The sequence below is a fragment of the Streptomyces sp. NPDC032198 genome (assembly GCF_040636975.1).
GTDB lineage: Bacteria > Actinomycetota > Actinomycetes > Streptomycetales > Streptomycetaceae > Streptomyces.
In genome coordinates, this window is sequence record NZ_JBEZVL010000003.1 from 1 (window position 1) to 24,703 (window position 24,703).

Below are 24,703 nucleotides of genomic sequence, written 5' to 3' on the forward strand. Positions count from 1 at the left end.
CCTGGTACACGTACGAGGGCGACCAGCTCGGCCAGGGCAAGGAGAACGCCCGCAACTTCCTCAAGGACAACCCCGACCTCGCCAACGAGATCGAGAAGAAGATCCTCCAGAAGCTCGGAATCGGGTCACCGGCGAAGGCCGAAGTCGCCGAGGACACGGACGCCGTCCCGGCCCCCGAAGCCGCACGGACCTCGGCGGGAAACGCCGCCTGACAGGCAAGGGCGCGGCCCGGCCGGGGGCTCGACGACCGTCAGGATCCGGCTGGTCGGGAGCGGCCGGATGCGTCGGGAATGCCGGGCACGTCGGGCATGGCGCCCTCCTCACGGGAGTCGGCTGGAGGCACAGGTGGCGGGGGAGCACCGGGAGTTGCGCATCCCGCACGAGCGGAGATGTTCCGCCGCGCAACACCCTGACCGGCCAGCCCAGCACATCCTCGCCGCCATCGAGCACGCCACCCGCCGCATCCGCGCCCTCGGCACCACTGCCCACCCCACCGCGGCCTGAGTCACCCGGGCCGCCCGCAACCTGACCATGGACCTCACTGACGCACAGGCGACCCACGCATACCTGATCCAGGACCGGGACGCGAAGTACCCAGCCCCCATCGACGAAATCCTGTGCACCGCAGGCATCCAAGTCGTGCGCACCGGCATACGGATCCCGCGCATGAACGCCACCATGGGACGCTGGGCCCAAACCGGCCGCTTAAATCCGGCCGCGGTCAGGACAACGATGGCGCGCCGCGGGAGGGGGGAACATCTGTCCAGCTGTCAGCCGGAAGATCCCAGGCCCACGGGGCTACACGGTAGGCCGCTCGCCGGTCGAGGCAGAGCTGCTGCTGGCACAACTGCTCCATCTCATCGCGACTGCCGGACTGATAGGAGTCGAGGTAGCCGCCGTCACGACGCCATGGTTCGAGGGATGAGGGGACAGGGCCGGTTCTGCTCCCAGAATCTGGCCACGGCGGGATTGTCCGGCATGTGAGAGGTCTTCTGGAGGGTGTACGCCTCCGCGAACGCCTTGGGCGGCGCCTCTTCGGGATCGGCGCGGACCGCGAATCCGTACTTCAGCCATCCTTCAGGGGTCCTGGGTACCCCGGCAGTCAGGGCCAGCACCCTGAAGTCGTTGGCCAGTTGGACCAAGCGTTCTTCGCATGAGTATTCCGCTTCGCCGGTGAGCGAGGCCAGCCAGGCAGGCACAGGAAAGGGAAGCCGGGATCGGAGTACTGCCGGGCCGAGTACGGCACGAGCTCCCCCGGGTCCAGCGCGGGAACCCCCTGCCGGGTCAGCTGTCAGCACGCCGCTGTTCGCACGCCGCGTAGCGGATGCGGCCGGGGTAAGGAGCCGGTCGTGCTGCCGCCGTTCCAGGCTCCACAACCGTCTGAGACGAAACCCTTGAGATGTGCATTGGTATGTACCAATGACATAAGGTCCTGGGCGTCATGCGGTGCGTCGCCACCGTATGCCCTTTTTGCGCTCCAGGTGAAAGATCCACGTGAACCAACGAATACGTACCGTCGTGCGCACCGCCGCGCTCGGCGTCGCGGCAAGTGCCCTGATGCTCGCCTCGCCTGGCCTCGCGTCAGCGGATCCCGTGAGCCCGGCGAGCCCCACCCCGTCGCTGTCGGCCTCACCCGGCGCCACCGCCGCTCCCGAGACCAGCCCGGCTCCACGATCCTCCGCCACGCAGGACCCGGCCAAGGCCCTTGAACCCACGGGGACGCCGGACGCCTCCCCCAAGCACCCCGATCAGGAGGAGAAGGAAGCCGAGGAGGACACGGCGCTCAAGGCCACACCGGAGGAGATCGCCGAAGCCAGGACGGCAGAGGCCTACTGGACTCCGGACCGCATCTCCAAGGCCGTGCCCGCCAACCCCGACAAGGGAGTTGTCGACGGGGCGCCGAAGACGGCGGGTGACATGCTGCGCGCCCCCTCCAGCGTCAACAACAACGGTGTCGCCACAGCCGGTGTCTTCCTCATCAACCAGGATGACGACCCGCAGTCGGATCCGGGCAAGCGCGATCAGTTCTGCTCCGCCTCCTCCGTGGCTTCGCCCAACAAGTCGCTGGTGATCACGGCCGCGCACTGCCTCAACGACAACGACCGGTTCCGCAACCTCGCGTTCGCGCCGGGCTGGAAGGCCGATCCGCAGCACAAGGGCCGTGGCATCGCCCCCTACGGCGTCTTCCCGATCAAGAAGGGGAAGGTCTGGATCGATGGCCGCTACCTGTCCCTGGGCACGCAGAAGGCCGACGACCTCGACTTCGCCTTCCTGCGGACCGGACCGAACTCCAAGGGACAGTTCCTGGAGAACGCGACGGGGACGGGCAATGAGCTGACCACGCTCCCCGCCTCCGGCAACCTGAACCAGAAGAACGTCACCCTGATCGGTTTCCCCGGCAGCTCCAAGTCGCCGCGCGTGTGCCCCAAGACATCCACCAAGGCCTACGCAGGACGCTTTCTGGAGATCGCCTGTGACGGGTTCGCCCCCGGCGTCTCCGGCGGGCCGTTCCTCCGCAACTTCGACGGCAAGCGCGGAGATATCATCGGCGTCATCGGCGGCTACAAGACCGGCGGCAAGTTCGACAACGTCTCTTACTCCTCACAGTTCGACGCCGACGTCGTTCGCCTCTACAACCAGGCCGTGAACGACTACACGCCGGACAAGCCCTCCCAGAACCAGGGCATGGGCGACGCGGGGCTCTGGCGCCACGCCACGGCCGCGGCCACCGGCCAGTTCCACACCTCCTCGCAGAAGACGCAGGACGGCGACCTGGTCGTGAAATGGTCCGACGGGGAAATGACGCTCTACCCCGGCGACCAGTCGCAGGGCTTCTACACCGGCTGCGCCCAGGGCCAGCCCTGTGAGACGCGCCTCGCCAAGCCGAACAAGATGTGGGCCGACTACGCCGAGGTCATCACAGCCGGCGACTACACCGGCTCCAACGCGTACGACCTGATGGTCAAGTGGATCGACGGCGAGGTCACGATCTACAAGGACATCGACGAGCACACCCAGCTGCCCACCGCCACCTCCGAGCACCCGGCAAACGAGATCACTGTCGCCAAGGCCGGCTCGACGTGGAAGTACGCGAAGGGCATCGCGACAGGCAAGTACGGCGGCAACAAGTGGGCCGACGACCTGGTCGTCCGCTGGGTCGACGGGGAAGTCACCAAATACACCAACGTCGACGGCGGCGGCTTCCACGCCGAGCAGCAACTCCTGGCCCCCAACACCCTCTGGAAACAGCACGCCTCAGTCATCGCGGGCGGAGACTTCGACGGTACCGCCAACTCCGACTTCGACCTCTTCGTGCGCTGGTCGGACGGTGAACTCACCATCTACGAAGATGTCGGCGCGCACGGCCTCGGCGAGGAGAACCAACTCAAGGGCCCGAACGGCACCTGGAAGCACGCCCGGGTGATCGCTCCGGGCGAGTTCGGCGGGAACCTCTGGGAGGACGACGTCTTCGTGCGCTGGTCCGACGGCGAGGTGTCCGTGTACGGCAACACCCAGGCCGACGCGCTGGGCCGCGAATACCAGCTCGTTCCTCCCGGATAAGGTCATTTCATGCGCATACGTCACACCCTCCCGCTGTCCGCCGCGGTCCTGGCCGTCCTGATGTCCGGCTGCGCGGACGAGCAGGGCGGGAGCGGCCCCAAGGAGAGTGCCGCCGCCTCGACGCAGCCGTCGAAGCCGTCGGCGTCTTCCGGAGGCACGCGCAGGCCGTGGGAGCCGGACGACGCGTTGCGGCGTGCCGAGCAGGCACTCAAGTCCGCCGCTGACGACGGTACGGAAGCGGAGCTCGTCGATTCCGGCACCGCCTACCTGGGGTCAGGCCTGAAGAAGTCCTTCCGCGCGAGCGGCGACACACCGTACCGACTCGAGATCACCTGTGACACGGACGGGGCCGAGGAGCTCACTCTGACCCTGTCCCGGGGTGCGGACGAGCAGGCCTACGGGGTGGGATGCGGGGACCGCGAGGCGGACCACTTCAACCTCCCGGCGGGCAAGCCGTTCACGGCGCACGTCGAAGCCGAGCAGAACGGCACGGGACTCATCGCATGGCGCCTCACCACGATCGCCCCCGGCGATGTGGACGGATGCGACGACGACGTCGACGGGTGCGAGGACTGACCCCCCTTAACGCCGTCTCCCGTGAGCGGGGCGGCCGCGTGGCCCACAGGCTCACGCGGTCGCCCCGGCCCTCCGGCATCACTACGCCAGCCTGCTGATCAAGCACGGCGAGTCCGTGAAGACGCTCTCCGAGCGCCTCGGCCACACCAACGCGGCCATGACGCTGAACATCTACACCCTGCGCCTGCCGAGAATGTCGTCCATGCAGCTCAGAAGCCTGGTCGGGGTGGTGCGGCAGGATGAGCACTCGTGCTGCTTCGTCTCGCCTACCTGAGCGTCACCAACATGTTCGCCGCGCTGCGGCTACTACCAATGAGCGACCACTGCAAGGATGCGGAGATCCTCGCCCTGCGCCATCAACTCACCGTGCTGCGCTGGCACCGCGACCTGATCAACGGCGCCACGCCGGCACGTGCCGACCGAAGAAGCCCGGACGGCCGCCCACAGTCCGCTCAATCCGCGTGCTGATCCTGCGCCTGGTCCGGGAGAACCCGCCCTGGGGCTATCGCCGAGTGCACGGCGAACTCGCCACCCTCGGCATCCAGATCGCCGCCTCCACCGTCTGGGAGATCCTCACATCCGAGGGTATCGACCCGGCCCCCGACCGAGCCGCCACCACCCGGGCCAACTTCCTGGGCTCCCAGGCCGATGCCCTCATGGCCTGCGACTTCATTGAGACCGTCCCCCTGACCGGGCAGCGTCAGTACATCCTCGCCGTCATCGAACACGCCACCCGCCGCGTCCGGATCCTCGGCACCATCGCACACCCCACCGTGGCCTGGGTGCCAAGCCGCCCGCAACCTGGCCATGGACCTGAAACGGACGCCCAAGCCACCCACGCGCACCAACACGCCGCTTGAACTGCACAGATGGAGTTTCCGGCAGGCGCAGACTCGTAGGAGCAGGCGCCCCTAGCCGGTATGCCCGCCGACCTGGAGACCATCTCGGTACCGCGTCCAAGATCTGGATGACGTGTGCACCGAGACTTGGACTCCGCTCAGGCAAGGGGTCGGTGTAACTCGTCATGGGGTCGAGTGGGAGCACGGCCCCTTGCCGAGTATTCGGAGAAGGGGGCGAACAGTGCGACCCCTTGCCTCGTGCACCAGACCGGGCAGCGGAGATGCACCCTGGGAGCGACCGGATCAGGTGACCATCCGCCCACCCCCGGTTGACGTCGCCCCCAGACTCCCGCTCCCAGGGAGCGCAGGGAGCGGCTCCCCGCTCCCAGAATTGCCTCCCCAAAACGAAGTAGGGGCCATCCGAAGATGGCCCCTACCTGCGACGTTTCCGTCGGGACGACAGGATTTGAACCTGCGACCCCTTGACCCCCAGTCAAGTGCGCTACCAAGCTGCGCCACGTCCCGATGCGCGTGTCCCGCTGTGTTCTGCGTGATCGCGCAGACAGAACTTTACCCCACGTTCAGGGGTGGTCCGCGCCCCCCGCCGGGGGTCTGGCGAGGGACAATCTCAGTATGAGCACCGCACCTCGACCTGATGACCGTGAAGACCGCGATGCCCGTGGTCGTGACCGCGACGCCGAAGGACGGGCCCGCAACGCGCGGCCGCGTGATGGTCTCGGGCGGCCTTTGCCGTACGGCACCGAAGGCGTGGAGCGGCAGCCCGAAGGGGTCACGCGTACCCCCGAGGAGACGGTCACTCAGGCTCAGGAGCTGCTCGATGCGGGGCGGCCCTTTCACGCGCACGAGGTCTTCGAGGACGCCTGGAAGTCGGGGCCCGAGAGCGAGCGCGACCTGTGGAAGGGGCTTGCCCAACTGGCCGTTGGGCTGACCCACTCGGCCCGCGGCAACCTCACGGGCGGGGCGCGGCTGCTGCTCAGGGGGGCTGGCGCGATCGACGCGGGGAGGAGAGGTGAGCGGCCGTACGGGATCGACGTGGACGGACTCGTGCTGTGGGCGCGGGAGTTGGCCACGACACTGGAGGGGGACGGGGCGACGGTGGACGCCGCCGAGCACGCGCCACGGCTGCGTGGGCCCGGCGAGTAGGCCGTTGGCGGGGCAGACCTCGGGGCCGGCGACGCGTGACACGGCAGCTGCGGGCAGGGTTCCGGAGCAGCTGGCCGGCGACGACGCCACGCAATGCCACAGCAGACGAGCCGCACAGCCTGTGCCGAAGCGCCCGGATACCCCGGCCAAACGGCACCCCGGACTAACCGCCCCACGGCGAACCGCCCCACCCCCGTACGGCAGACTCTCGGGGTGCGAAAGATTTGTGTCATCGGTATTGGTGCGGGCGACCCCGATCAGTTGACCCTGCAAGGGGTCAAGGCGCTGAAGAGCAGTGACGTGTTCTTCATCCTCGACAAGGGTGAGGAGAAGGACGACCTCGTTCAGCTGCGGCGTGATCTCCTTGACGCGCATCGCGCCGACGGTGCCTACCGCGTGGTCGAGGCGCGGGATCCCGCGCGTGACCGGAAGGCGGGCGGCGCGGCCTACTCCCCCGCCGTCGGGGACTGGCGCAGTCGCCGTGCGGACATCTATGAGCGGCTCATCGCCGATGAGCTGGGCGAGGACGAGAGCGGTGCCTTCCTGGTGTGGGGCGATCCCGCGCTCTATGACAGCACCCTGGGGATTCTGGAGGAGGTCCTCCGGCGGGGGGCCGTGACCTTCTCGTACGACGTCGTTCCCGGCATCAGCAGCGTCTCCTCGCTCGCCGCCAGGCACCGCACCGGCCTGAACCGCGTCGCGCGGCCCGTGCAGATCACCACCGGGCGGCGCCTCGCCGACGGCGGCTTCCCCGAGGGCGTCGACGACGTCGTGGTGATGCTCGACGCCCATCAGGCGTTCCGCCGGTACCAGGGCGCGGACGGCGAGGGAGGTGGTGACATGTATATCTACTGGGGGGCCTATATCGGGACCGCCGACGAGATCCTCGTCTCCGGGCCCCTCGACGAGGCCGCTCCCCGCATCGAGGCCCTCCGGGCCGAGGCACGCGAGCGCAAGGGGTGGATCATGGACACCTATCTGCTGCGCCGCAACCTGGACTGAGCGAACGGGCGAGGCGGCTGCGTCCCGCCGTCACCGGAGCGGACCGGCCCCGCATGCACAGGCGCAGGCGCGGTGTGAGGGTGACCGTGTGACCACCACCGCCGAGCCCGCCGCCGAGGCCCCCGCCCAGGGGCCACCCGTCCTGGACAAGCGCCGCCGCAACATCGTCTTCGTGACGATCATGCTGGGCATGCTGCTCGCCGCACTCGACCAGACCATCGTGGGCACCGCGCTGCCCACGATCGTGGCGGATCTGGGCGGCGCCGAGCACATGTCGTGGGTCGTGACGTCGTATCTGCTCGCCGAGACCGTTGCCACGGTGCTCGTGGGCAAGTTCGGTGACCTGTTCGGGCGCAAGGTCGTCTTTCAGGTCTCGGCGATCGTCTTCATCACCGGCTCGTTCCTGTGCGGCCTCTCGACGAACATGACGCTGCTCATCGCCTGGCGCGCCCTTCAGGGCATCGGCGCGGGCGGTCTGATGGTGACGTCGATGGCGTTGATCGCCGACGTCATCCCGCTGCGTGAGCGCGGGAAGTACCAGGGTGCGATCGGTGCCGTCTTCGGGGTGGCCACCGTCATCGGGCCGTTGCTCGGCGGGCTCTTCACGGATCATCTGACCTGGCGCTGGGCCTTTTACGTCAACGTGCCCATCGCGATCGTCGTGGTGATCGCCGCGTCGCGGAACATCCCCGTCGTGAAGTCGGCGGTGCGTCCCGTCATCGACTATCTCGGCATCGCGTTCGTCGCCATCGGGGCCAGCGCGCTCATTCTGGCCACGAGTTGGGGCGGCAACCAGTACGCGTGGGGTTCGGGCACCATCATCGGGCTGTTCGCGGGCGGCGCTATCGCGCTCGCGCTGTTCTGTGTCGTCGAGACGCGGGCCGCCGAACCGATGCTGCCGATGCGGCTCTTCGCCAACCCCGTCTTCACGGTCTGCTCGATCCTCAGCTTCATCGTCGGCTTCGCGATGTTGGGCGCGATGACGTTCCTGCCGACCTATCTGCAGTACGTCGACGGGGACTCGGCCACCATCTCGGGCGTGCGGACGCTGCCCATGGTGATCGGGCTGCTCATCGCCTCCATCTTCAGCGGCAACGTGGTGAGCAAGACCGGGACCTATCGGATCTTTCCCATCGTGGGTGCTCTGGTCATGGCGCTCGGGCTCTATCTGCTGTCGCTGATGGGCAGTGAGACCAGTACCTGGCTCGAATCGCTCTACATGTTCGTCCTCGGCACCGGCATCGGGCTCTGCATGCAGGTCCTGACGATCGCCGTGCAGAACACCGTCGTCTACGCGGATCTGGGCACGGCGACCTCCGGGGTCACCTTCTTCCGTACGCTCGGGAGCTCCTTCGGCACCGCCGTGTTCGGCACCATCTACGCCAATACGCTGAAGCCGAACCTGGAGGACGGGGTCGCCGCCGCGGCTGCGGCCGGGTCCGCGGATCCGGCCGTGGTGGCCAAGGCCGCGCAGAGTCCGCAGGGGCTGCACAGCCTTCCCGCGGAGTCGGCCGCGCCCATCATCAAGGCGTACGCGGACACGCTGCACACGGTGTTCCTGTGGACGGTGCCCGTGGCGCTCCTCGGTTTCCTGGTGGCCCTCTTCCTCAAGCAGGTGCAGCTGCGGGACAGCGCGCGGTTGAGTTCCGCGGACATGGGCGAGGGCTTCGCGTCGCCGACGTCGGGCGGCAGCCCGGACCGCGTCCTTGAGCTGGCGGTCGGGAACATCATCCGGAGTACCGGCACGGACACCGCCCGTCGGGTCATCGGCGAGTCCGACACCCGGCTCGACATGGCCGGTGCATGGGCCGTGATGCAGGTCGCGCTCTTCGACCGGATGGTCGGGCACGCCAACCTGAACCTGATCGCCGCCCGGCGGCAGCTGCCGCCCGAAGTGCTCGTGCCCGTCTTCAACCGCATGGTCGAGGAAGGCTTCCTCACCCGCGCGGGCACGCTCTTCTCGCACACCCCCGCCGGCGCACGCGAGGCCGACGTGATCGGCAGGGCGTGGTCCGGGTGGCTGGGCGAGCAGGTGGAGAGGGACAGCGGCCGTCCCGCCGACCAGGATCTCGTCAAGGCGGTCGACGCGATCGCGAAGCGGCTGCTCGTGGAGGACCTGGAGCATGGCCTCGCCCCCGAGGCGCGGCGGCCACTCCCGCTCCCGTCTAGGACGGCCTAGCTCGGGTCGCGACCGGAATCGAGGCCGGAATCGAGGCCGGAATCGGAACCGAAGTCGAGGCCGAGGACATGTTCCAGGTGTGACAGCACGCCCGCCTCGTCCGGCAGCACCGTCGCACCCTCCGGCGGCGGGGGACGGCGGACGATCACCACGGGTACGGCGAGCGCGCGGGCGGCGGTGAGTTTGGCCGCCGTGGCCGCGCCCCCGCTGTCCTTGGTCACCAGCACGTCGATCCGGTGGTCGCGCAGCAGCGCCGTCTCGCCCTCGACCGTGTAGGGACCACGGTCGAGAAGTACCTCGGTGTGGCGGGGCAGCGGCGGGTCGGGGGCCTCCACGGAGCGTACGAGGAAGTGGAGTTCCGCCAGGTCCGGCAGCCGCCGCTCGTCGGCGAAGGTGGCGAGGCCGAGACGGCCCGTGGTCAGGAAGACGCGGCGGCCCAGCGCGGGCAGCAGTGCCGCCGCCTCGGCGAGTGATACGGCGTCGTGCCAGCGGTCGCCCGGCTCCGGCAGCCAGCCCGGCCTGCGCAGCATGACGGACGGAACGCCGGTGGCCGCCGCCGCGCGGACCGCGTGCTCGCTCATGGTGGCGGCGAAGGGATGGGTGGCGTCCACGACGGCGTCCACCTTCTGTTCGCGCAGCCAGCCGGCCAGGCCGTCCACGCCGCCGAACCCCCCGACGCGTACGTCTCCTTCGAGCGCGGCCGGGCTCGTGACGCGCCCCGCGAGCGAGGTGGTCACACGGACGCCGGGGCGAGCGGCGAGAGAGGCGGCGAGCCGACGGGCTTCGGTGGTTCCGCCGAGGACGAGCACATGCATGGGCCCGAGGCTACGCGGCGTGGTGGAGCGAGGGTTCCGTGCGGTTCACCACGGCTGGTTGCAGCTCACCGCCGCAGGTTGCATCTCACCACGGCAAGTCGCCGTCACCGCGGCAACCTGCGCGGGTCACCACGACAAGTCGCGGCTCACCGCAGCAACAGCTGGAGGCCGCCAAGCACCGTCGCCCCGATCACGAGCTGCTCGAAGAGACGCTGGTTGATCCGGTGCACGGCAGCCTTGCCGATGAGGGCGCCCGGCAGGACGAAGAGCACGAGGGCCGCGTCGAGCAGCAGCGAGTGCGCGTCGATCAGGCCGAGGCCCACGCTGAACGGCACTTTGGAGGTGTTCACGATGAGGAAGAACCACGCCGATGTGCCGAGGAAGCTGAGCTTTCGGAAGCCCGCGGAGAGCAGATACATCGACATGACCGGGCCGCCCGCGTTGGCGACCATGGTGGTGAAGCCGCCGAGCACGCCGTAGGAAGGGGCCTTGAGCCGGGAGCGGCGCGCGGGTCCGGCCTCGTCCGCGGGGGTCCTGCGGCGCCACAGCGTGACCGCCGCCATCATCAGCAGGATCGCCCCGATCGACGTACGGACGACGGCGTCGTCGGCCCACATCAGGAAGACCGTGCCCGCCACCACACCGCCCGCGACGGCGGGGAACAGCCGCCACAGGGTGGGCCAGTGGGCATGTCTGCGGTAGGTGAGGACGGCCAGGACGTCGCCCGCGATCAGGATGGGCAGCAGGACGCCCGTCGATTCGCGGGCCGGAAGGACCGCCGCGAAGACCGCCAGGCTGACCGTGTTGGCCCCACTGACGGCGGTCTTCGAGAAGCCGACGAGCACTGCCGCGGCGGCGAGCGCGGCGAAACCCCAGATAGATATGTCCATGCCGAAAACAAATGCTAGACCCAACTATCTTTGCGCCGTCAGGGGATGCCACATCCTGGACGCCGGGGCGGCCCGAACCAGGCCGCCCGAATCAGGCCGCCCGGACCAGACAGCCCGGACCAGACAGCCCGGACTACGCCCCGCTGTAGGTGACGCGCAGCTCCCGCTTGAGGATCTTCATGCTGGGGCCGAGCGGCAGTTCGCCGGTGAACTCGACGCGGCGCGGGTACTTGTGGCGTCCCAGGTGTTCCTTGGACCACGCGGTGATGCCCGCCGCGTCGGGGGCGGAGCCCGGAGCCGCGACGACGACGGCGCAGATCTCCTCGCCGTGCACGTCGTCGGGCAGGCCGATCACCGCGACCTGCGCGACGTCCGGGTGGCGCATGAGCACCTCCTCGACCTCGCGCGGGTAGACGTTGAAGCCGCCGCGGATGATGACGTCCTTCTTGCGGTCGACGATGGCCAGGAACCCGTCGGCGTCCTTGGTGCCGAGGTCACCGGTGCGGAACCAGCCGTCGACGACGGCCTCGGCGGTCGCCTCCGGGCGCCCCAGGTAGCCGGAGAAGACGTTGTGGCCGCGGACCACCACCTCGCCCAGCTCGCCGGCCGGCAGCAGCTCGATCCGCCCCTCGACGTCGGCTCGGGCGATCTCCACGTCGACGCCCCACAGCGGGTGGCCGATGCTGCCCGCCCTGGTGCCGTAGACGGGCTGGTTCACGGAGGCGGTGGGCGAGGTCTCGGAGAGCCCGTACCCCTCGTAGACCGGTACGCCGAAGGCCTCCTCGAAGCGTTCCAGTACGGCCACGGGCAGCGAGGCGCCGCCGGAGATCGCGAGCCGCAGCGTGGGGAGTTCGGGGGCCGTGGCCGCGGCGGCCACGAGGTTCACGTACATCGTGGGCACCCCGTGGAAGGTGTTGACGCCCTCCGCCGCCATCAGCTCGATGGCCCGCGCCGCGTCGAAGCGCGGCAGCAGGACGAGCGTCGCGCCCGCGCGCCAGGTCGCGTTCATGGAGACGGTCTGGCCGAACGCGTGGAAGAGCGGGAGGGCGCCGAGCGCGATGTCGTCGTGGCGCACGTCGTGGGAGTCGAAGGCGCAGACGGTCGCGTTCATCACCAGGTTGAGGTGGCTGAGCACGGCGCCCTTGGGGACCCCCGTGGTGCCGCTGGTGTAGAAGACTACGGCGGGGTCGTCGGCGTCGCGCGTGACATAGCTGGCGAGCGGCTCGGCCGCGCCCGCCAGGGTCTCCAGCTCGCCGTCTCCGCCGAGGGTCAGCATCCGCACGCCGGTGGCGGCGGCAGCGGCCTTGCCCGTCGCCGCCTGCGCGGGGTGGCACAGCAGCAGGGTGGCGCCGCTGTCGCGCAGGACGTGCTCGACCTCCTCCGCGGACAGCAGGAGGTGTACGGGGACGACGACGCCGCCCGCGGCGAGGATCGCGTAATAGGCACGCGGGAACTCCGCGGTGTTGGGTGCCATCAGGGCCACCCGGTCCCCCGGCCGCACCCCGAGCCCCACCAGCGCCGCCGCCTGCGCGCGGGCCTGCCCCCACAACTGGCCGAACGTCAGCCGCAGTTCACCCTCGACGAGGGCGGTACGGTCCGGCCGGCGACGGGCGGGTTCGGCGAGGATCGCGGCGAGGGACAGCGTGGCCATGGGTGGTGCTCCGTTTCCGTACGTTCCGTGCGGCCTTGATTCCGTGCAGGCTTGGTGCCGTGCAGCTCTGATGCCGTGCAGCCCTTTTGGGGGGGGAGGGGCTCAGCCGCGCTCGACGAGCAGCGCGCTGCCCTGGCCGACGCCCACGCACATCGTGGCGAGGCCCCGGGCGGCGCCGGTGCGGCGCATGCGGTGCAGCAGCGTGGTCAGGATGCGGGCGCCGGAGCAGCCGAGGGGGTGACCGATGGCGATGGCGCCGCCGGTCGGGTTCACCAGCTCCGGATCGATGCCCAGGGCGTCGACGCAGGCGAGCGCCTGGGCCGCGAACGCCTCGTTGAACTCCGCCTCCTGGAGGTCGCCGATGGACCAGCCGACGCGGCTGAGCGCCTTCTGCGTGGCGGGTACGGGCCCGATGCCCATGACGTCCGGGTGCACACCGGCGGAGGCACCGGCGACGTACCGCCCGAGGGATTCGAGCCCGAGCTCGTTCAGGGCTTCCTCGCTGACGAGGAGGAGTCCGGCCGCGCCGTCGTTCATCGGCGACGCGTTGCCCGCGGTGACGCTGCCGCCCTTGCGGAAGACGGGGCGCAGGCCGCTGAGCTTCTCGTACGAGGTGTCCTCGCGGATGCATTCGTCGAGCTCGACGAGGGTGCCGTCGGGCCGGGTGACGGGAAGGATCTCGTCGTCGAAGTGGCCGTTCTTGCGGGCCTCGGTGGCGCGTTGGTGGCTGCGCAGGGCGAAGGTGTCCTGGCGCTCGCGGGAGACGCCGTAGCGCTCGGCGACCTCTTCGGCGGTCTCACCCATCGCGAGGACGCCGTGCAGGTCCTTCATCGCCGGGTTGACGAGGCGCCAGCCGAGCCGGGTGTCGGCGGTCTCCATCTTGTGCGGCAGGGCCTCGTCCGGGCGCGGCAGGACGAAGGGGGCGCGGCTCATCGACTCGGAGCCGCCCGCGAGGACGATGTCGGCCTCGCCTGACGCGATCGTACGGGCGGCGGCGGTGACGGCTTCCATGCCGGAGGCGCAGAGCCGGTTCACGGTGGCGCCGGGCACGGATTCCGGGAGACCGGCGAGGAGTGCGGCCATGCGGGCCACGTTGCGGTTGTCCTCGCCCGCCTGGTTGGCGGCGCCCCAGTAGATGTCGTCGATCCGGGCGGGGTCCAGCTCGGGGGTGCCCGCGAGGAGGCCTCGTACGACGGTGGCGGCGAGGTCGTCCGGGCGGACGGAGGAGAGACTGCCGCGGAGTTTGCCGACGGGGGTGCGGCGGGCTGCGGCGAAGTGGACTGGGCGCACGATACGGCTCCGGATCGTTTGCGGTCATCGTCTGCGGGGTCACTGCATGACGGCCTTGACGTAAATTAGCACTGCTAGTTTTGGAGTCTACGGGCAGCGGGCGCCAGTGGGAAGGGTGACTTGTTCCACCGGCCTCACGCGCCGCGGATCACCGGCGCCGCCGGGTTCGTCCACAACCGCCGAACGGGCCGTACCGCCGGGCGAGCCGTAGCCATTACGCCAGCCGCAATCACGAGCCGTAACCACCACGCCAGCCGCAATCAGCGCCCGCGCTGCTCAGCCGACGGCCACCCGCACCGGCCCGCCCCCCGCGTCGACGTCCCCCGCCCAGCTCCCCGAGAGATACAACCCCTGGTTGGGCAGCACCCTGCGCCTCACCCGCTGCCGGTGCAGGCACCGCCCGTCCTGCGTGACCACCAGGAGGGGGCGGAGCACGGCTTCCGTCGTCCGCAGGACGAAGCGGCCACCAGGCCCTCCGGCCCCCTCGGCCACCTCGGCCCCCGCCGGAGCGCCGGGCGCGACCCGGTTCGGCGCCACCCACCGCAACGGGGATTCGACCACCAGCGGTACGGCGCCGGAAGGCCACCCCGCGCCCGCCAGATGGGCTCGCACCGGGCCCGCGACCCGTACCCCCTCCTCGGCGGCCACCCGCGCCGGTTCCACCGCGTGCACCCCGTTGCCCACCGCGAAGATCCCGGGCGACGCGGTGCGGAACGAACCGTCCACCGCCGGGCCTCGCGTCCCGGGGTCGAGAAGCACTCCCCCGCGCCGGGCCAGCTCGTGGTCGGGAACGAAGTCGCCGGTGAACACCACCGTGTCGCAGGCGAGCACCCGCTCCCGGCCGTCGCGCCGCCGCAGCCGTACCCCCGACAGCCGCCCGCGGCCCAGGAGTTCGGCCACCACCGCCCCGGTCACCAGCGGCACCCGGGCCACCCCGAAGCGAGCCGCCGCGGCCCGTACCGGGCTCACCTGGGCCCGCGCCTCCTCCGTGACGAGCGCGGCGACCTCCACGCCGGCGTGCCGCAGGGCGGACAGCGCCGCGTAGCTCACCGGCTCCGCCCCCACGATGACCGCCCGGGTCCCGATCTCCTGCCGGTAGACGTGGACCGCCTGCTGCAACTCCCCCGTGGTGAACACCCCGGCCGGGCGCGTCCCCGGCACGAGCCGCGCCGTCCGTGGCCGCTCCCGCGCACCCGTGGCCAGCACAACGGCACGCGCGGTGATCCGCTCCAGGCCGTGCGGCCCCGTCGTGTCCAGGGACATCGCCCCGGCCCAGCCGGTGGCGCTCACCCCGGTCCGCACGGCCGCTCCGGCGCCGAGCGCGGCCTCGACGAGGCTCTCCGCGTACTGCGGTCCCGTCACTCCCCACCGACCGAACCCGCCGTGATGGCAGTGGCGCGGCACGCCGCCGGGCCGCGCCTCCCGTTCCAGGACCTCCACCCTGCCCGCGCCCGAAGCGGCGAGGCGCGTGGCCGCGGTGAGTCCCGCGGGGCCCGCGCCCACGACGAGTACGTCCACATGTCGCTGTCGTCTCATCGCGCCACCCCCGACTCGCCCCAGCCGTCGAAGAGTTCACGTACGGCGGCCCCGCAGTAGAACCCCTGGCAGCGTCCGCCTCGCGCGCGTGTCCTGCGCCGCAGTCCGTCCAGTGATCCGGGCGGGACCGTGCTGATGAGGGCGTCCCTGATCTCTCCGCGGGTCACGCGCTCGCAGTGGCAGACGATGCTGCCGTACGCGGGATCGGTCGCGATGAGGTCGGCGCGCTGGTAGGGGCGGGGGTACGCCTCGCCGAGGTTCGGCATGCTCACGGGGTCGAGGTTGCCGAGCACGGTCAGGTCGAGGTCGGGTCCCGCGGCCTCGGCGAGCAGGCCGACGACGTACTCCGCGATCGCCATCGACGCGGTGAGGCCGGTGGACCGGATGCCGCCGACGGTGATGTACCGCTCCTGGGGCGAACTGTGGATCTGGTAGTCGTCGTGCTCGGTGGCCGCCCGCAGCCCGGCGTAGACCGCCGTGACCTCCTCGTCCAGCAGCGCGGGCAGGATGCGTCGGCCCTTGGCGCGCAGTCCGGCCAGGCCGTCCTCGGTGGTGCCCGTCGCCCTCTTGTCGTCCAACTCCTCGGCGGTGGGGCCGAGAAGGACGTTTCCGTACACGGTGGGCGCCACAAGGACGCCCTTGCCGAGCGCGGTCGGCACCGGCAGGAGGATGTGACTGACCAGGTCGCGGGCGAGCTTGTCGAAGACGATGAGCTGGCCGCGGCGCGGGGTCACCGTGAACGCGCCGCGCCCGAGCAGCCGCCGGTCGAGCACGTCGGCGTGCAGACCCGCGGCGTTGATGAGGTAGCGGGTGTGCACGACACCGCGGGGCGTGGTCAGTTCATGGCACGCGGAGCCGTCGGGCGACGACACACCGAACTTCTCCACCGCGCAGTTGAGGTGCAGGTCCACTCCCCCGCGCACGGCCTGGGTGGCGTACGCGAGTGTCGTCGTCCAGGGGCAGATGATGGACTCGCCGGGGACGGAGAGCGCCCCCAACGCGCCCTCTCCCAGGTGTGGTTCGCGGGCGCGGACCTCGCCGGCGCCGATGATGTGCGCCTCGTCGTATCCGTTGCGTTCCGCCTTCTTCAACAGGCCCGGAAGTGCCGCGAGTTGTTCCTCATCCCAGGCGACCAGCAGCGCGCCGACCGGTTCGACGGGGATGCCCGACTCGGCGGCGTAGGCTCCGAGCAGACGGCTGCCCTCCCGTACGAGACGGGCCTCCAGGGATCCCGGCACGGCGTCGAAACCGGTGTGCAGGATGGCGGTGTTGGCCTTCGACGTGCCGTCCCCCACATCACCGGACGCCTCCACCAGGGCGACGCGGAGGCGGTGGTGTCCGGCCAGCTCCCTGGCGATGGCCGAGCCGACCACTCCGGCGCCTACGACGGTCACGTCGTAGGGCTCGGCGGGCAGCGGCCCCTTGGTGGTGACGCTCACGGCGTCGGTACGGGCGCGCGGTCGAGGAGGGCGTCGACGGCGGAGCGGAAGCCCCCGAGGCGCTCGGCGGCCTGCGTGGCGTCGATCTTCGGCTCGTACACGGTGGCGGGCCGCCACCGCCGGACGGCGTCCCGCACCGTGAGCTTCGGATCGAGGCCCATGCGGGCGACGGCACCCACGCCGAGGGCGGTGACATCGGGCAACGCCGACACTTCGACGGGCAGTTGAAGGAGGTCGGCCTGGGTCTGCATCAGGACGGCCGAGCGGGTCAGACCGCCGTCGACGCGCAGGCTGGTCAGGGGTTCGCCCAGGTCGGCGGCGACGGCGTCGGCGAGGGAAGCCACCTGGGCGGCGACACCCTCGCACAGTGCGCGGACGAGGTGACCGGGGACCGTGTCGAGGCCGAGGCCGGTGATCGAGCCGCGCAGGTCGCCGCGCCACCAGGGCGCCGCGAGTCCGGCGAGCGCGGGCACGAACGTGACACCGCCCGTGTCCGCCACCGACGAGCCCACCAGGTCGAGGTCCGCCGCGCCTTCGATCACGCCGAGGTCCGTGAGCCAGCGCACGGCGGACGCGGCCGTGTACACCTGCCCGTCGAGGCAGTAGCTGCTCTCCCCCGCGAGGCGCCAGGCGACACAGCTGACGAGGCCGGATTCGCCGCGCCGCGGCCGGGTGCCGGTCTGGGCGAGCAGGAACGCGCCGGTGCCGTACGTGCACTTGGCGGTGCCGGGCTCGGTCACGTCCTGGGCGAGCAGCGCGGCCTGCTGGTCGACGAGGAGTCCGGTCAGCGGAAGCTCGGGGCCGAAGGCCTTCGTGGTGCCGACCGGGCCCGCCGCGTCGACGACGCGTGGCAGCCGCTCGTCGGCGAGGCCGAAGACGTCGAGGGCGCGCGGTGACCACGAGACGTCGTCCAGGTCGAGAAGCTGGGTGCGTCCGGCGGTCGCCGCGTCGGTGACGAACTCGCCGGTGAGCCGGTGGACCAGCCAGGTGTCGCTGGTGGTGACGACGCCTTCCCGGGTGAGGTGGCGGCGTATCCATGCCATCTTGGGCGCGGCGAAGTAGGGGTCGAGGGGCAGGCCGGTGAGGTGCCGCAACTCTTCGGCGTACGGGGAGAGTTCGTTGCACAGCGGCTCCGCGCGCCGGTCCTGCCAGACGATCGCCTCCGTCAGCGGGCGGCCCGACACGGGGTCCCAGGCGAGCACCGTCTCGCCCTGGTTGGCGAGGCCGACCGCGGCGACGGGCTCCCCCGCGTCCGCCAGGGCGCGGCGTCCCGCATCGACGACCGAGGCGAGGAGCGCCGCCGGATCGACCTCCACCCGGCCTCCGGGAAGGTGGCGCGGGCGTACGGGCGCGGCACCTGAACCGATCACCCCGCGGTCCGGACAGAGCACGAGAGCCTTCGTGCCGGACGTGCCCTGGTCGATGGCGAGAACAGCCTCGCCGCGCGGTCCGCTGCCATTGGTGATCACCGCGGAAGCCTGCTACAGCGCCCAGGAGGGCGTCAAGAGCCCCTCTACTGGCCGGTTCCCGACTGACTTTTCCTCAAATTACCAACCGGCGCGCCGAGTTGAACACAAGTCGGGCCGAAAAGATCCACGAACCGCCCTGAAAATGGAAGTTACAGATCTACACTGACCGCCGAACAACATCATTCCGTCCTAGGCCAGTTCACGCCACCAGCCCACCGCACCTCCCCCACAGAGGATTCATGCCCACTCCGTCAGGCCGCCCCGTGTACCACCCGGCGGGCCACGACGAACAGTTGCGCGCCGTTCTCCAGGACCTCAAGACGGGTCGCTGGGTGTCGACGCGCAACCTGCTCGACTCGACACCCGACTGGGGACTGTGGACGCAACGCACGCAGATCCTGGCCGCCGCCGTCGCCGGCTCCGATCTGGTCAGGACCTGGCAGGCCGAGGAGCCGCACAGCGCCGCGGCGACCGTTCTGCACACCAGGGTCCTCGTCGAGCGGACGCTGCGCGCCCATCGCGCCGGACACCGCCACACCAACGAGCTGTGGCGCGAGGCGGCAGCGGCGTGCGGCGCCACGATCGACGCCTCGCCCGAGGACCCCGTGCCCTGGGTCTGCCTGCTCGCCCTCGCACAGCTCGACAAGGGGCAGCGCTGGGACGAGCACCGGGTCCCGGCCCCCGAACCGATGCTGTTCCCCGGCCCCTGGCACCTCCTCGCCGAGGCCGACAAGCGCGACCCGGGCAACCGTGAGGCCTACCACCGGATGCTGCAGTTCGCGTACACCCGCCGCCCCGGCGGCCCGCTCACCGAGGCGGTCAACTTCGCCCACTGGGCCTCGGGTTCGGCGCCCGCGGGATCGGCGCTCCACGCACTGCCCCTGTATGTGCGCGTCGAGCGGTACCGCAAGGACGGCGGCGCCGAACACGCCCTGGACCTGCACTGGATAGGGGAGGACGCGACCCGCTCGGCCCTGCGCGCGCTGCACCTGTGGTTCGAGCACGCGCTGCCCGCTGCGACTTCGCTCCTGGACCTCAGCCACCTGGCCCACGCGTTATGGGGCGCGCATGAATTCCAGCACGCGGCCAGGGTGTTCGAGGCCCTCGACCCCTTCTACACCGTGGCGCCGTGGACGTACCGCACGCGGTCGCCCGGTGACGCGGACGCGGCGGCCGAGGCCTTCATGCAGGCACGTACGCGCTGCATGAGCGCCGTACGAGACCCGGGCTGACGCCCCCGGCCGCAGCCTCCCGAATCAGCACCACCAGCTTCCCGATCCACCGCTCCCCGACGGAGGTATATCCGTGTCCCGCACCACCTGGTCGAGTCCCGCATCGACCGCGGCCCCGCTGCCCGACGAGGAACAGAGGCTCAGGGAGCTCGGCTACCAGCCGGTCCTGGCACGCCGGATGGGCGGCTTCGGCAACTTCGCCATCAGCTTCTCCGTCATCTCCATCCTCTCCGGCTGCATGACCCTGTACGGCTTCGGGCTCGGCACCGGCGGCCCGGCGGTGATGCTCTGGGGCTGGGCGGGCGTCGGCCTCTTCGTGCTCTTCGTGGGCATGGCGCTCGCCGAGGTCACCAGCGCGTACCCGACGTCGGGCGCGCTCTACTACATGGCCGACCGGCTCGGCGGGCGGCGTTGGGGCTGGTACACGGGCTGGCTGAACCTGCTCGGCCTGCTCGGCGCGATAGCGGGCATCGACTACGGCGCCGCGCTGTTCACCGGGGCGTTCCTCAACCTGAAGTTCGGCTTCACGCCGACCCCCGAGAAGACCTTCCTGATCTTCCTCTGCATCCTGCTGCTGCACGCCGTCCTGAACCTGTTCAACGTGCGTCTGGTCAGTCTGCTCAACTCGATCAGCGTGTGGTGGCACGTGGCCGGTGTCGCCGTGATCGTGGGCGTCCTGGCGATCGTGCCGGACCACCACCAGTCGCCCGGTTTCGTCTTCGGCGAGTTCGTCAACCACACCGGGTGGGACAACCCGCTCTACGTGACGGCGATCGGTCTGCTCCTCGCGCAGTACACCTTCTGCGGGTACGACGCCTCCGCGCACCTCTCGGAGGAGACCTCCAACGCGTCGGTGACCGCGGCGCGCGGCATCGTGCGTGCCATCTGGGCGTCCTGGATCGCCGGTTTCGTCCTGCTGGCGGGGCTGACGTTCGCGATCCAGGACTACGCGGGCACCCAGAACACCGAGACCGGCGTGCCGCCGGCGCAGATCATGATCGACGCGATCGGTGAGTCCGGTGCGACCGCCCTGCTGCTCATCGTGATCGTGGCGCAGCTGTTCTGCGGCAACGCGGAGACGGCCGCCGCCAGCCGCATGGTGTTCGCCTTCAGCCGCGACAACGCGCTGCCCGGCTCGAAGGTGTGGCGCAAGGTCAGCTCGCGCACCCAGGTGCCGGTGCCCGCGGTGTGGCTCTCGGTGGGTCTTGCCGCCGTCATCGCCCTGCCGTCGCTGTACTCGACGACCGCCTACACGGCCGTGACCGCCATCAACGTCATCGGGATCACTCCCGCGTACGCCATCCCGATCTACCTGCGGCTGCGGGCGGGCGACCGCTTCCAGCCGGGCCCGTGGAACCTGGGCCGCTGGAGCAAGCCCATCGGCTGGATCGCGGTGGTCTGGGTGGTGTTCGTGACGGTCCTGTTCTGCCTGCCGCAGGCCTCGCCGGTGACGGTCGACACGATGAACTACGCGTCGATCGCGCTCGTCGTGGTGCTGACCCTCGCCACGGTGTGGTGGTTCGTGGCGCGTCGCTCCTACAGCACGCCGTCGGCGTACGGGTCGGAGCGGGAGCAGGCGGAGATCGCGGAGGACATCATTTAGGCGGACCTGTCTCGAACGGCCGTGCCCCGGGATCGCCTTACGGGGTGCGGCCGTTGAGGATCCGCTGGAAGAGCCGGTGGTCGCGCCAGGCGCCGTTGATGTGCAGGTACTGCGGCGCGACGCCGAACTCCTCGAAGCCGCACTTGGCCAGGACCCTCTGCGAGGGCACGTTGTCCAGGAGGGTGCCCGCCTCGACGCGGTGCAGGCCGAGCTCGGTGTCTGCCGCCGCGCAGGCCCGTGTGACGGCGGCGGTGGCGAGGCCGCGCCCGACGTGGTCCACGTCGATCCAGTAGCCGAGCACTCCGCTGCGGAACGGACCGAGGGCGATGCCGGACAGCGTGACGGTGCCGACGATCTCCCCCTCGCGGTCGAGGACCCAGGGCACCGCCCGCCCGGCCCGGCCCTCCTCCAGCTGGGCACGGAGCCGGGCGGTCTGCGCCCGCGAGGTGAAGAAGTCGTCGGGCCTGGTCGGCTCCCACGGCTCCAGGTGGGCCCGGCTGCGCAGCGAGGCGCGGGCAAGGCCGTCCGCGTCCTCCAGCGTGGCGGGGCGCATGACGACGTCCGGTGTGATGCGGGCGGATGCGGTGATCATGCGCCAAGCCTAGGGACTGCGGCAGGCGCGCGGGCCGGTCCGCTCACCTTCCGCCGGCCACCCGCAGGACGGTGCCGCTCGCGTAGGACGCCTCGTCCGAGAGCAGCCAGGCGACGGCCGCCGCGATCTCGTCCGGGTGGCCCGACCGCCCCAGGGGGATGCCCGCGGCGAGCTTCGCCGGGCGTTCGGGGTCCGCGTGGAACTCGGTCCAGATCACGCCGGGCGCGACCGCGTTGACGCGGATGCCGTCCGCCGCGACCTCCTTGGACAGGCCGACGGTCATCGTGTCGACGGCTCCCTTGGCGGCGGCGTAGTGGACGTACTCGCCCGGGGCGCCGAGGGTCGCCGCCGCGGAGGAGATGTTCACGATGCCGCCGCCCGCGCCGGTGCGCTTCATGTCGCGGATCGCGCGGCGCGCGCAGAGGAGGTAGCCGAGTACGTTCACGTCGAGTGCGCGGCGCATGGCGGCGGCGTCCGCGTCCGCGAGGGGGCCCACCGGGGCGCCGATTCCCGCGTTGTTCACCAGCCCCGTGACCGGGCCGAGTTCCGTGGCGGCGGTCTCGAAGAGGCGGTCGACGTCCGCCTCGTCGGCGGTGTCCATCCGGACGGTGACGCAGCGGGCGCCGGCGCCCGTCGCGCGGACCTCCGCGGCCACCTTCTCGGCGGCGTCGGCGTCGGAGTGGTAGCCGAGGGCGATGTGGTGGCCGTCCTTGGCGAGACGGGTGGAGATGGCCGCGCCGATGCCGCGGCTGCCGCCGGTGATGACGGTTACGGGGTGCACGTTGTCCTCCGGAGGGCGGGGTGGCTCAAGGTTGCCGTTTGATCGATCATTCTGCACCCCGGGCTGGATATCCGGAGGGCCCGGATCTTCAGCGCCCCCTGACGAACTCCCGCAACGTCCCCGGCGCCCTCCCCCCGAACCGCTCGATCGACGGCGTCACCTCGTACAGCTCGTGGTGCGAGCCGATCAGGCGGAACAGTTCCCACAGTTTGTCCAGGTGGGCCACCACATGCGTGTCGCCGTACAGCTCCGTGGCGCGCTCCCGCCACTCCTCCGGCGACACGTCCACGTACTTCAGGCCCCGGCCGTACGTCTCCACGACCTCCCCCACGGTCAGGATCTGCCCGGTCAGGAGCACCACCGGATCCGGGCACTTCGGCAGCGGGTCCGTGAGGAGTCCCGCGCCCACCCGTGCCACGTCCTCGCCCGCGATCAGCGGGAGCACCGTGTCCAGGGGGCCCAGCGGCATCGCCAGCTCACGGCCACCGCCCGCCCGCACCAGGAAGTCGAGGTTCTCGAAGAAGACCCCGGCCCGCAGGTGTACCGCCCCGATCCCTGCCCAGTCGAAGACCTCCTCGGCGACCCAGTGCTGCCGCATCCGTGGTGTCCCCGCGTCCGGCGCGGCGGCGAGCTGTGACACCTCGACGACGCGTTCGAGCCCCGCACGCCGGGCCGCGGCTGCGAACGCGCCTGCCGCGTCGAGCAGACCTCCGGTCACCGGGTAGGTGAAGAAGGCGCGCCGCACGCCCCGCACCGCCGCGAGCACGTCCGTGATCTCTCGGAGATCGCCGACGACCACCTCTGCACCCAGCTTCCGCAGCGCGGCGGCACGTGCGTCGTCGGACCGCACCAGGGCGCGTACCGCCTGCCCCTGTTCCAGGAGCAGCCGCACCACGTGGCGGCCGGTGGAGCCCTGCTGCCCTCCCGCGGCGCCGGTCACGAGGACGGGTTCGTTCGACGGCATCCCGCTCACCCCTTTCCGCTCAGCGTGAGGGTGAAGGCGCCCTGCCGCTCCAGCTCCCGCAGGAACGGCTCCGCCAGGAACGCCTCCCCGGGTGCGAGGACCCCGGCCTTCGTCGGCCCCCTGCCCTCAGCGATACGCACCGCGCCCTCCACCGAGGCGAGCGCTCCGGCCCGCCACAGGTCATGGCCCGTCAACTGCCCTGCCACGCTGCCCCCTTCCCCCATCACCTGGACGGCGATGGTGAAGTCGGTCTCCGCCCGTTCCACGGCACCGATGTGCTCGCTGTCGAATGCCTCGGCCGCCTCGAAGGCGCTGGTGCTGAGCATCAAGTCGATGGCGCGGGCCGGTACATGGCGCGGGACCGTCACGACTTCGCTCGACGGGAACGGGGCGATCATCGAGCGCGGGCCGAGCGGCGGCGGGAAGGGGAAGACCGCGTTGCGGGGTTCGACATAGCCCGCGCGCAGGGCGCCGTCGCTGAAGGTGAGGCGTTCGGTCTCGGCGAAGAGGTGGGTAGCGGTGTTCTTGGCGCCGGTGGTCAGCCGCCAGCCGTTCACGGCGTACGCGACGACGATCCGGTCGATGCCCGCGATGCCCTCCGACACCGCTCCCGCCAGGAGGTCGCCGAGGCCGCCGTAGAAGCTGAGAGCGGGGATCATGACGGCGCCGGTGCGCTCTGCCGTGGCCTGCGCGGTGTCGAAGACTCCTTTCACGTGGTGGGGTTCGAGCGCGTGGTCGATGTAGTGACAGCCCGCTTCCGCGGCAGCGGCGGCGACGGGCGCGCCGGTGACGGCGAAGGGGCCCGCGCACTGGATGAGGACGTCGGCGTCCGTCATCACCTCGCGCAGCGCCGGGGCGTCGTCCACGGCGGCGGTACGGGTCGACACCCGCTGCCCCGCGTCGAGTTCAGCGGCCAGCGTCCGTAACGCCTCGGCATCACGCCCGGCCAGGAGCAACTCCGCGCCTCTGGCGAGGAGTTCGGACGCCACGAGGCGTCCGGTGTGGCCATAGGCTCCGTAGATCGCGAAGAGCGGCTTTGTCATGCTCAACTCGCTTCCATACCGAAGGTATGCAACTGGTGCGGAACCTACGTACCCTGAGTATGTTCGTCAAGAGGAGC

The 24,703-nt window shown here is 70.7% G+C and carries 21 protein-coding genes, 1 tRNA gene and 2 pseudogenes; 12 read left to right on the plus strand and 12 right to left on the minus strand.

The annotated features are described in order from the left end of the window. The 7 genes and pseudogenes from AB0E78_RS08180 to AB0E78_RS08210 all read left to right on the plus strand — a co-directional run. A pseudogene (locus AB0E78_RS08180) lies at positions 1-212 on the plus strand (DNA recombination/repair protein RecA); the annotation flags it as partial. Positions 213-345: 133 nt separating this feature from the next. Continuing rightward, complete coding sequence (locus AB0E78_RS08185; RefSeq protein ID WP_361829564.1) at positions 346-504, plus strand: hypothetical protein; 159 nt, start codon at positions 346-348, stop codon at positions 502-504. A 990-nt stretch (positions 505-1,494) separates the two neighbouring features. Continuing rightward, positions 1,495-3,561 carry a trypsin-like peptidase domain-containing protein gene (locus AB0E78_RS08190; protein WP_361829566.1) on the plus strand — a complete coding sequence of 689 codons (2,067 nt, stop codon included), beginning with the start codon at positions 1,495-1,497 and terminating at the stop codon, positions 3,559-3,561. Between the two features lie 9 nt (positions 3,562-3,570). Then, the gene (locus AB0E78_RS08195; protein WP_361829568.1) at positions 3,571-4,137 is read left to right on the plus strand and encodes a hypothetical protein; all 567 of its coding nucleotides are present in this window, start codon (positions 3,571-3,573) and stop codon (positions 4,135-4,137) included. A 67-nt stretch (positions 4,138-4,204) separates the two neighbouring features. Beyond that, positions 4,205-4,315, plus strand: a pseudogene (locus AB0E78_RS08200) (tyrosine-type recombinase/integrase); the annotation flags it as partial. Positions 4,316-4,386: 71 nt separating this feature from the next. Next, positions 4,387-4,605, plus strand: coding sequence for a hypothetical protein (locus AB0E78_RS08205; RefSeq protein WP_361829570.1), 219 nt, complete (start codon positions 4,387-4,389; stop codon positions 4,603-4,605). Beyond that, entirely contained in the window at positions 4,599-4,997 is a 399-nt protein-coding gene (locus AB0E78_RS08210; protein ID WP_361829572.1) for a hypothetical protein, read from the plus strand. Before AB0E78_RS08205 ends, AB0E78_RS08210 begins: the two co-directional genes overlap by 7 nt. A 430-nt stretch (positions 4,998-5,427) precedes the next feature. Here the strand turns inward: AB0E78_RS08210 and AB0E78_RS08215 are convergent. After that, positions 5,428-5,501, minus strand: a tRNA-Pro gene (locus AB0E78_RS08215). A gap of 108 nt (positions 5,502-5,609) precedes the next feature. Between AB0E78_RS08215 and AB0E78_RS08220 the strand changes: the two genes are divergently transcribed. From AB0E78_RS08220 to AB0E78_RS08230, 3 genes are all read left to right on the plus strand, one after another. Continuing rightward, a complete protein-coding gene (locus AB0E78_RS08220; RefSeq protein WP_361829574.1) occupies positions 5,610-6,140 on the plus strand; it encodes a DUF309 domain-containing protein in 531 nt (176 codons plus the stop codon). A 213-nt stretch (positions 6,141-6,353) separates the two neighbouring features. Beyond that, positions 6,354-7,142 carry a precorrin-6A synthase (deacetylating) gene (gene cobF, locus AB0E78_RS08225; protein ID WP_361829576.1) on the plus strand — a complete coding sequence of 263 codons (789 nt, stop codon included), beginning with the start codon at positions 6,354-6,356 and terminating at the stop codon, positions 7,140-7,142. Between the two features lie 88 nt (positions 7,143-7,230). Further along, a complete protein-coding gene (locus tag AB0E78_RS08230) occupies positions 7,231-9,321 on the plus strand; it encodes an MDR family MFS transporter (protein WP_361829578.1) in 2,091 nt (696 codons plus the stop codon). Here the strand turns inward: AB0E78_RS08230 and AB0E78_RS08235 are convergent. The 7 genes from AB0E78_RS08235 to AB0E78_RS08265 form a co-directional block, all read right to left on the minus strand. Beyond that, on the minus strand, positions 9,318-10,136 hold the full coding sequence (locus tag AB0E78_RS08235; RefSeq protein WP_361829580.1) for a cobalt-precorrin-6A reductase: 819 nt from the start codon (positions 10,134-10,136) through the stop codon (positions 9,318-9,320). The genes AB0E78_RS08230 and AB0E78_RS08235 overlap by 4 nt on opposite strands. 146 nt (positions 10,137-10,282) lie before the next feature. Then, positions 10,283-11,026 (minus strand): sulfite exporter TauE/SafE family protein, encoded by a 744-nt coding sequence (locus tag AB0E78_RS08240; protein ID WP_361829582.1) that lies wholly within the window; start codon positions 11,024-11,026, stop codon positions 10,283-10,285. A 133-nt stretch (positions 11,027-11,159) separates the two neighbouring features. Continuing rightward, on the minus strand, positions 11,160-12,677 hold the full coding sequence (locus AB0E78_RS08245; protein WP_361829584.1) for a long-chain fatty acid--CoA ligase: 1,518 nt from the start codon (positions 12,675-12,677) through the stop codon (positions 11,160-11,162). A 102-nt stretch (positions 12,678-12,779) separates the two neighbouring features. Further along, on the minus strand, positions 12,780-13,967 hold the full coding sequence (locus AB0E78_RS08250; protein ID WP_361829586.1) for a thiolase family protein: 1,188 nt from the start codon (positions 13,965-13,967) through the stop codon (positions 12,780-12,782). 276 nt (positions 13,968-14,243) lie between these two features. Further along, complete coding sequence (locus AB0E78_RS08255) at positions 14,244-15,503, minus strand: FAD-dependent oxidoreductase (protein ID WP_361829588.1); 1,260 nt, start codon at positions 15,501-15,503, stop codon at positions 14,244-14,246. Further along, positions 15,500-16,942 carry an FAD-dependent oxidoreductase gene (locus AB0E78_RS08260; protein WP_361829590.1) on the minus strand — a complete coding sequence of 481 codons (1,443 nt, stop codon included), beginning with the start codon at positions 16,940-16,942 and terminating at the stop codon, positions 15,500-15,502. The genes AB0E78_RS08255 and AB0E78_RS08260 overlap by 4 nt, the downstream gene beginning before the upstream one ends. After that, entirely contained in the window at positions 16,939-18,411 is a 1,473-nt protein-coding gene (locus tag AB0E78_RS08265; RefSeq protein ID WP_361829592.1) for an FGGY family carbohydrate kinase, read from the minus strand. Before AB0E78_RS08265 ends, AB0E78_RS08260 begins: the two co-directional genes overlap by 4 nt. Positions 18,412-18,650: 239 nt before the next feature. Here AB0E78_RS08265 and AB0E78_RS08270 point away from each other — a divergent pair, with 239 nt between their 5' ends. Then, entirely contained in the window at positions 18,651-19,643 is a 993-nt protein-coding gene (locus AB0E78_RS08270; RefSeq protein WP_361829594.1) for a hypothetical protein, read from the plus strand. 73 nt (positions 19,644-19,716) lie between these two features. After that, positions 19,717-21,246, plus strand: coding sequence for an amino acid permease (locus AB0E78_RS08275; protein ID WP_361829596.1), 1,530 nt, complete (start codon positions 19,717-19,719; stop codon positions 21,244-21,246). Between the two features lie 37 nt (positions 21,247-21,283). Here AB0E78_RS08275 and AB0E78_RS08280 read toward each other — a convergent pair whose 3' ends face one another. From AB0E78_RS08280 to AB0E78_RS08295, 4 genes are all read right to left on the minus strand, one after another. Next, positions 21,284-21,838 (minus strand): GNAT family protein, encoded by a 555-nt coding sequence (locus AB0E78_RS08280; protein ID WP_361829598.1) that lies wholly within the window; start codon positions 21,836-21,838, stop codon positions 21,284-21,286. A 43-nt stretch (positions 21,839-21,881) separates the two neighbouring features. Further along, entirely contained in the window at positions 21,882-22,619 is a 738-nt protein-coding gene (locus AB0E78_RS08285; protein WP_361829600.1) for an SDR family oxidoreductase, read from the minus strand. An 88-nt stretch (positions 22,620-22,707) separates the two neighbouring features. Further along, positions 22,708-23,583, minus strand: coding sequence for an NmrA family NAD(P)-binding protein (locus AB0E78_RS08290; RefSeq protein ID WP_361829602.1), 876 nt, complete (start codon positions 23,581-23,583; stop codon positions 22,708-22,710). A gap of 5 nt (positions 23,584-23,588) precedes the next feature. Then, positions 23,589-24,626, minus strand: coding sequence for a saccharopine dehydrogenase NADP-binding domain-containing protein (locus AB0E78_RS08295; protein WP_361829604.1), 1,038 nt, complete (start codon positions 24,624-24,626; stop codon positions 23,589-23,591). Positions 24,627-24,703: the final 77 nt, after the last annotated feature.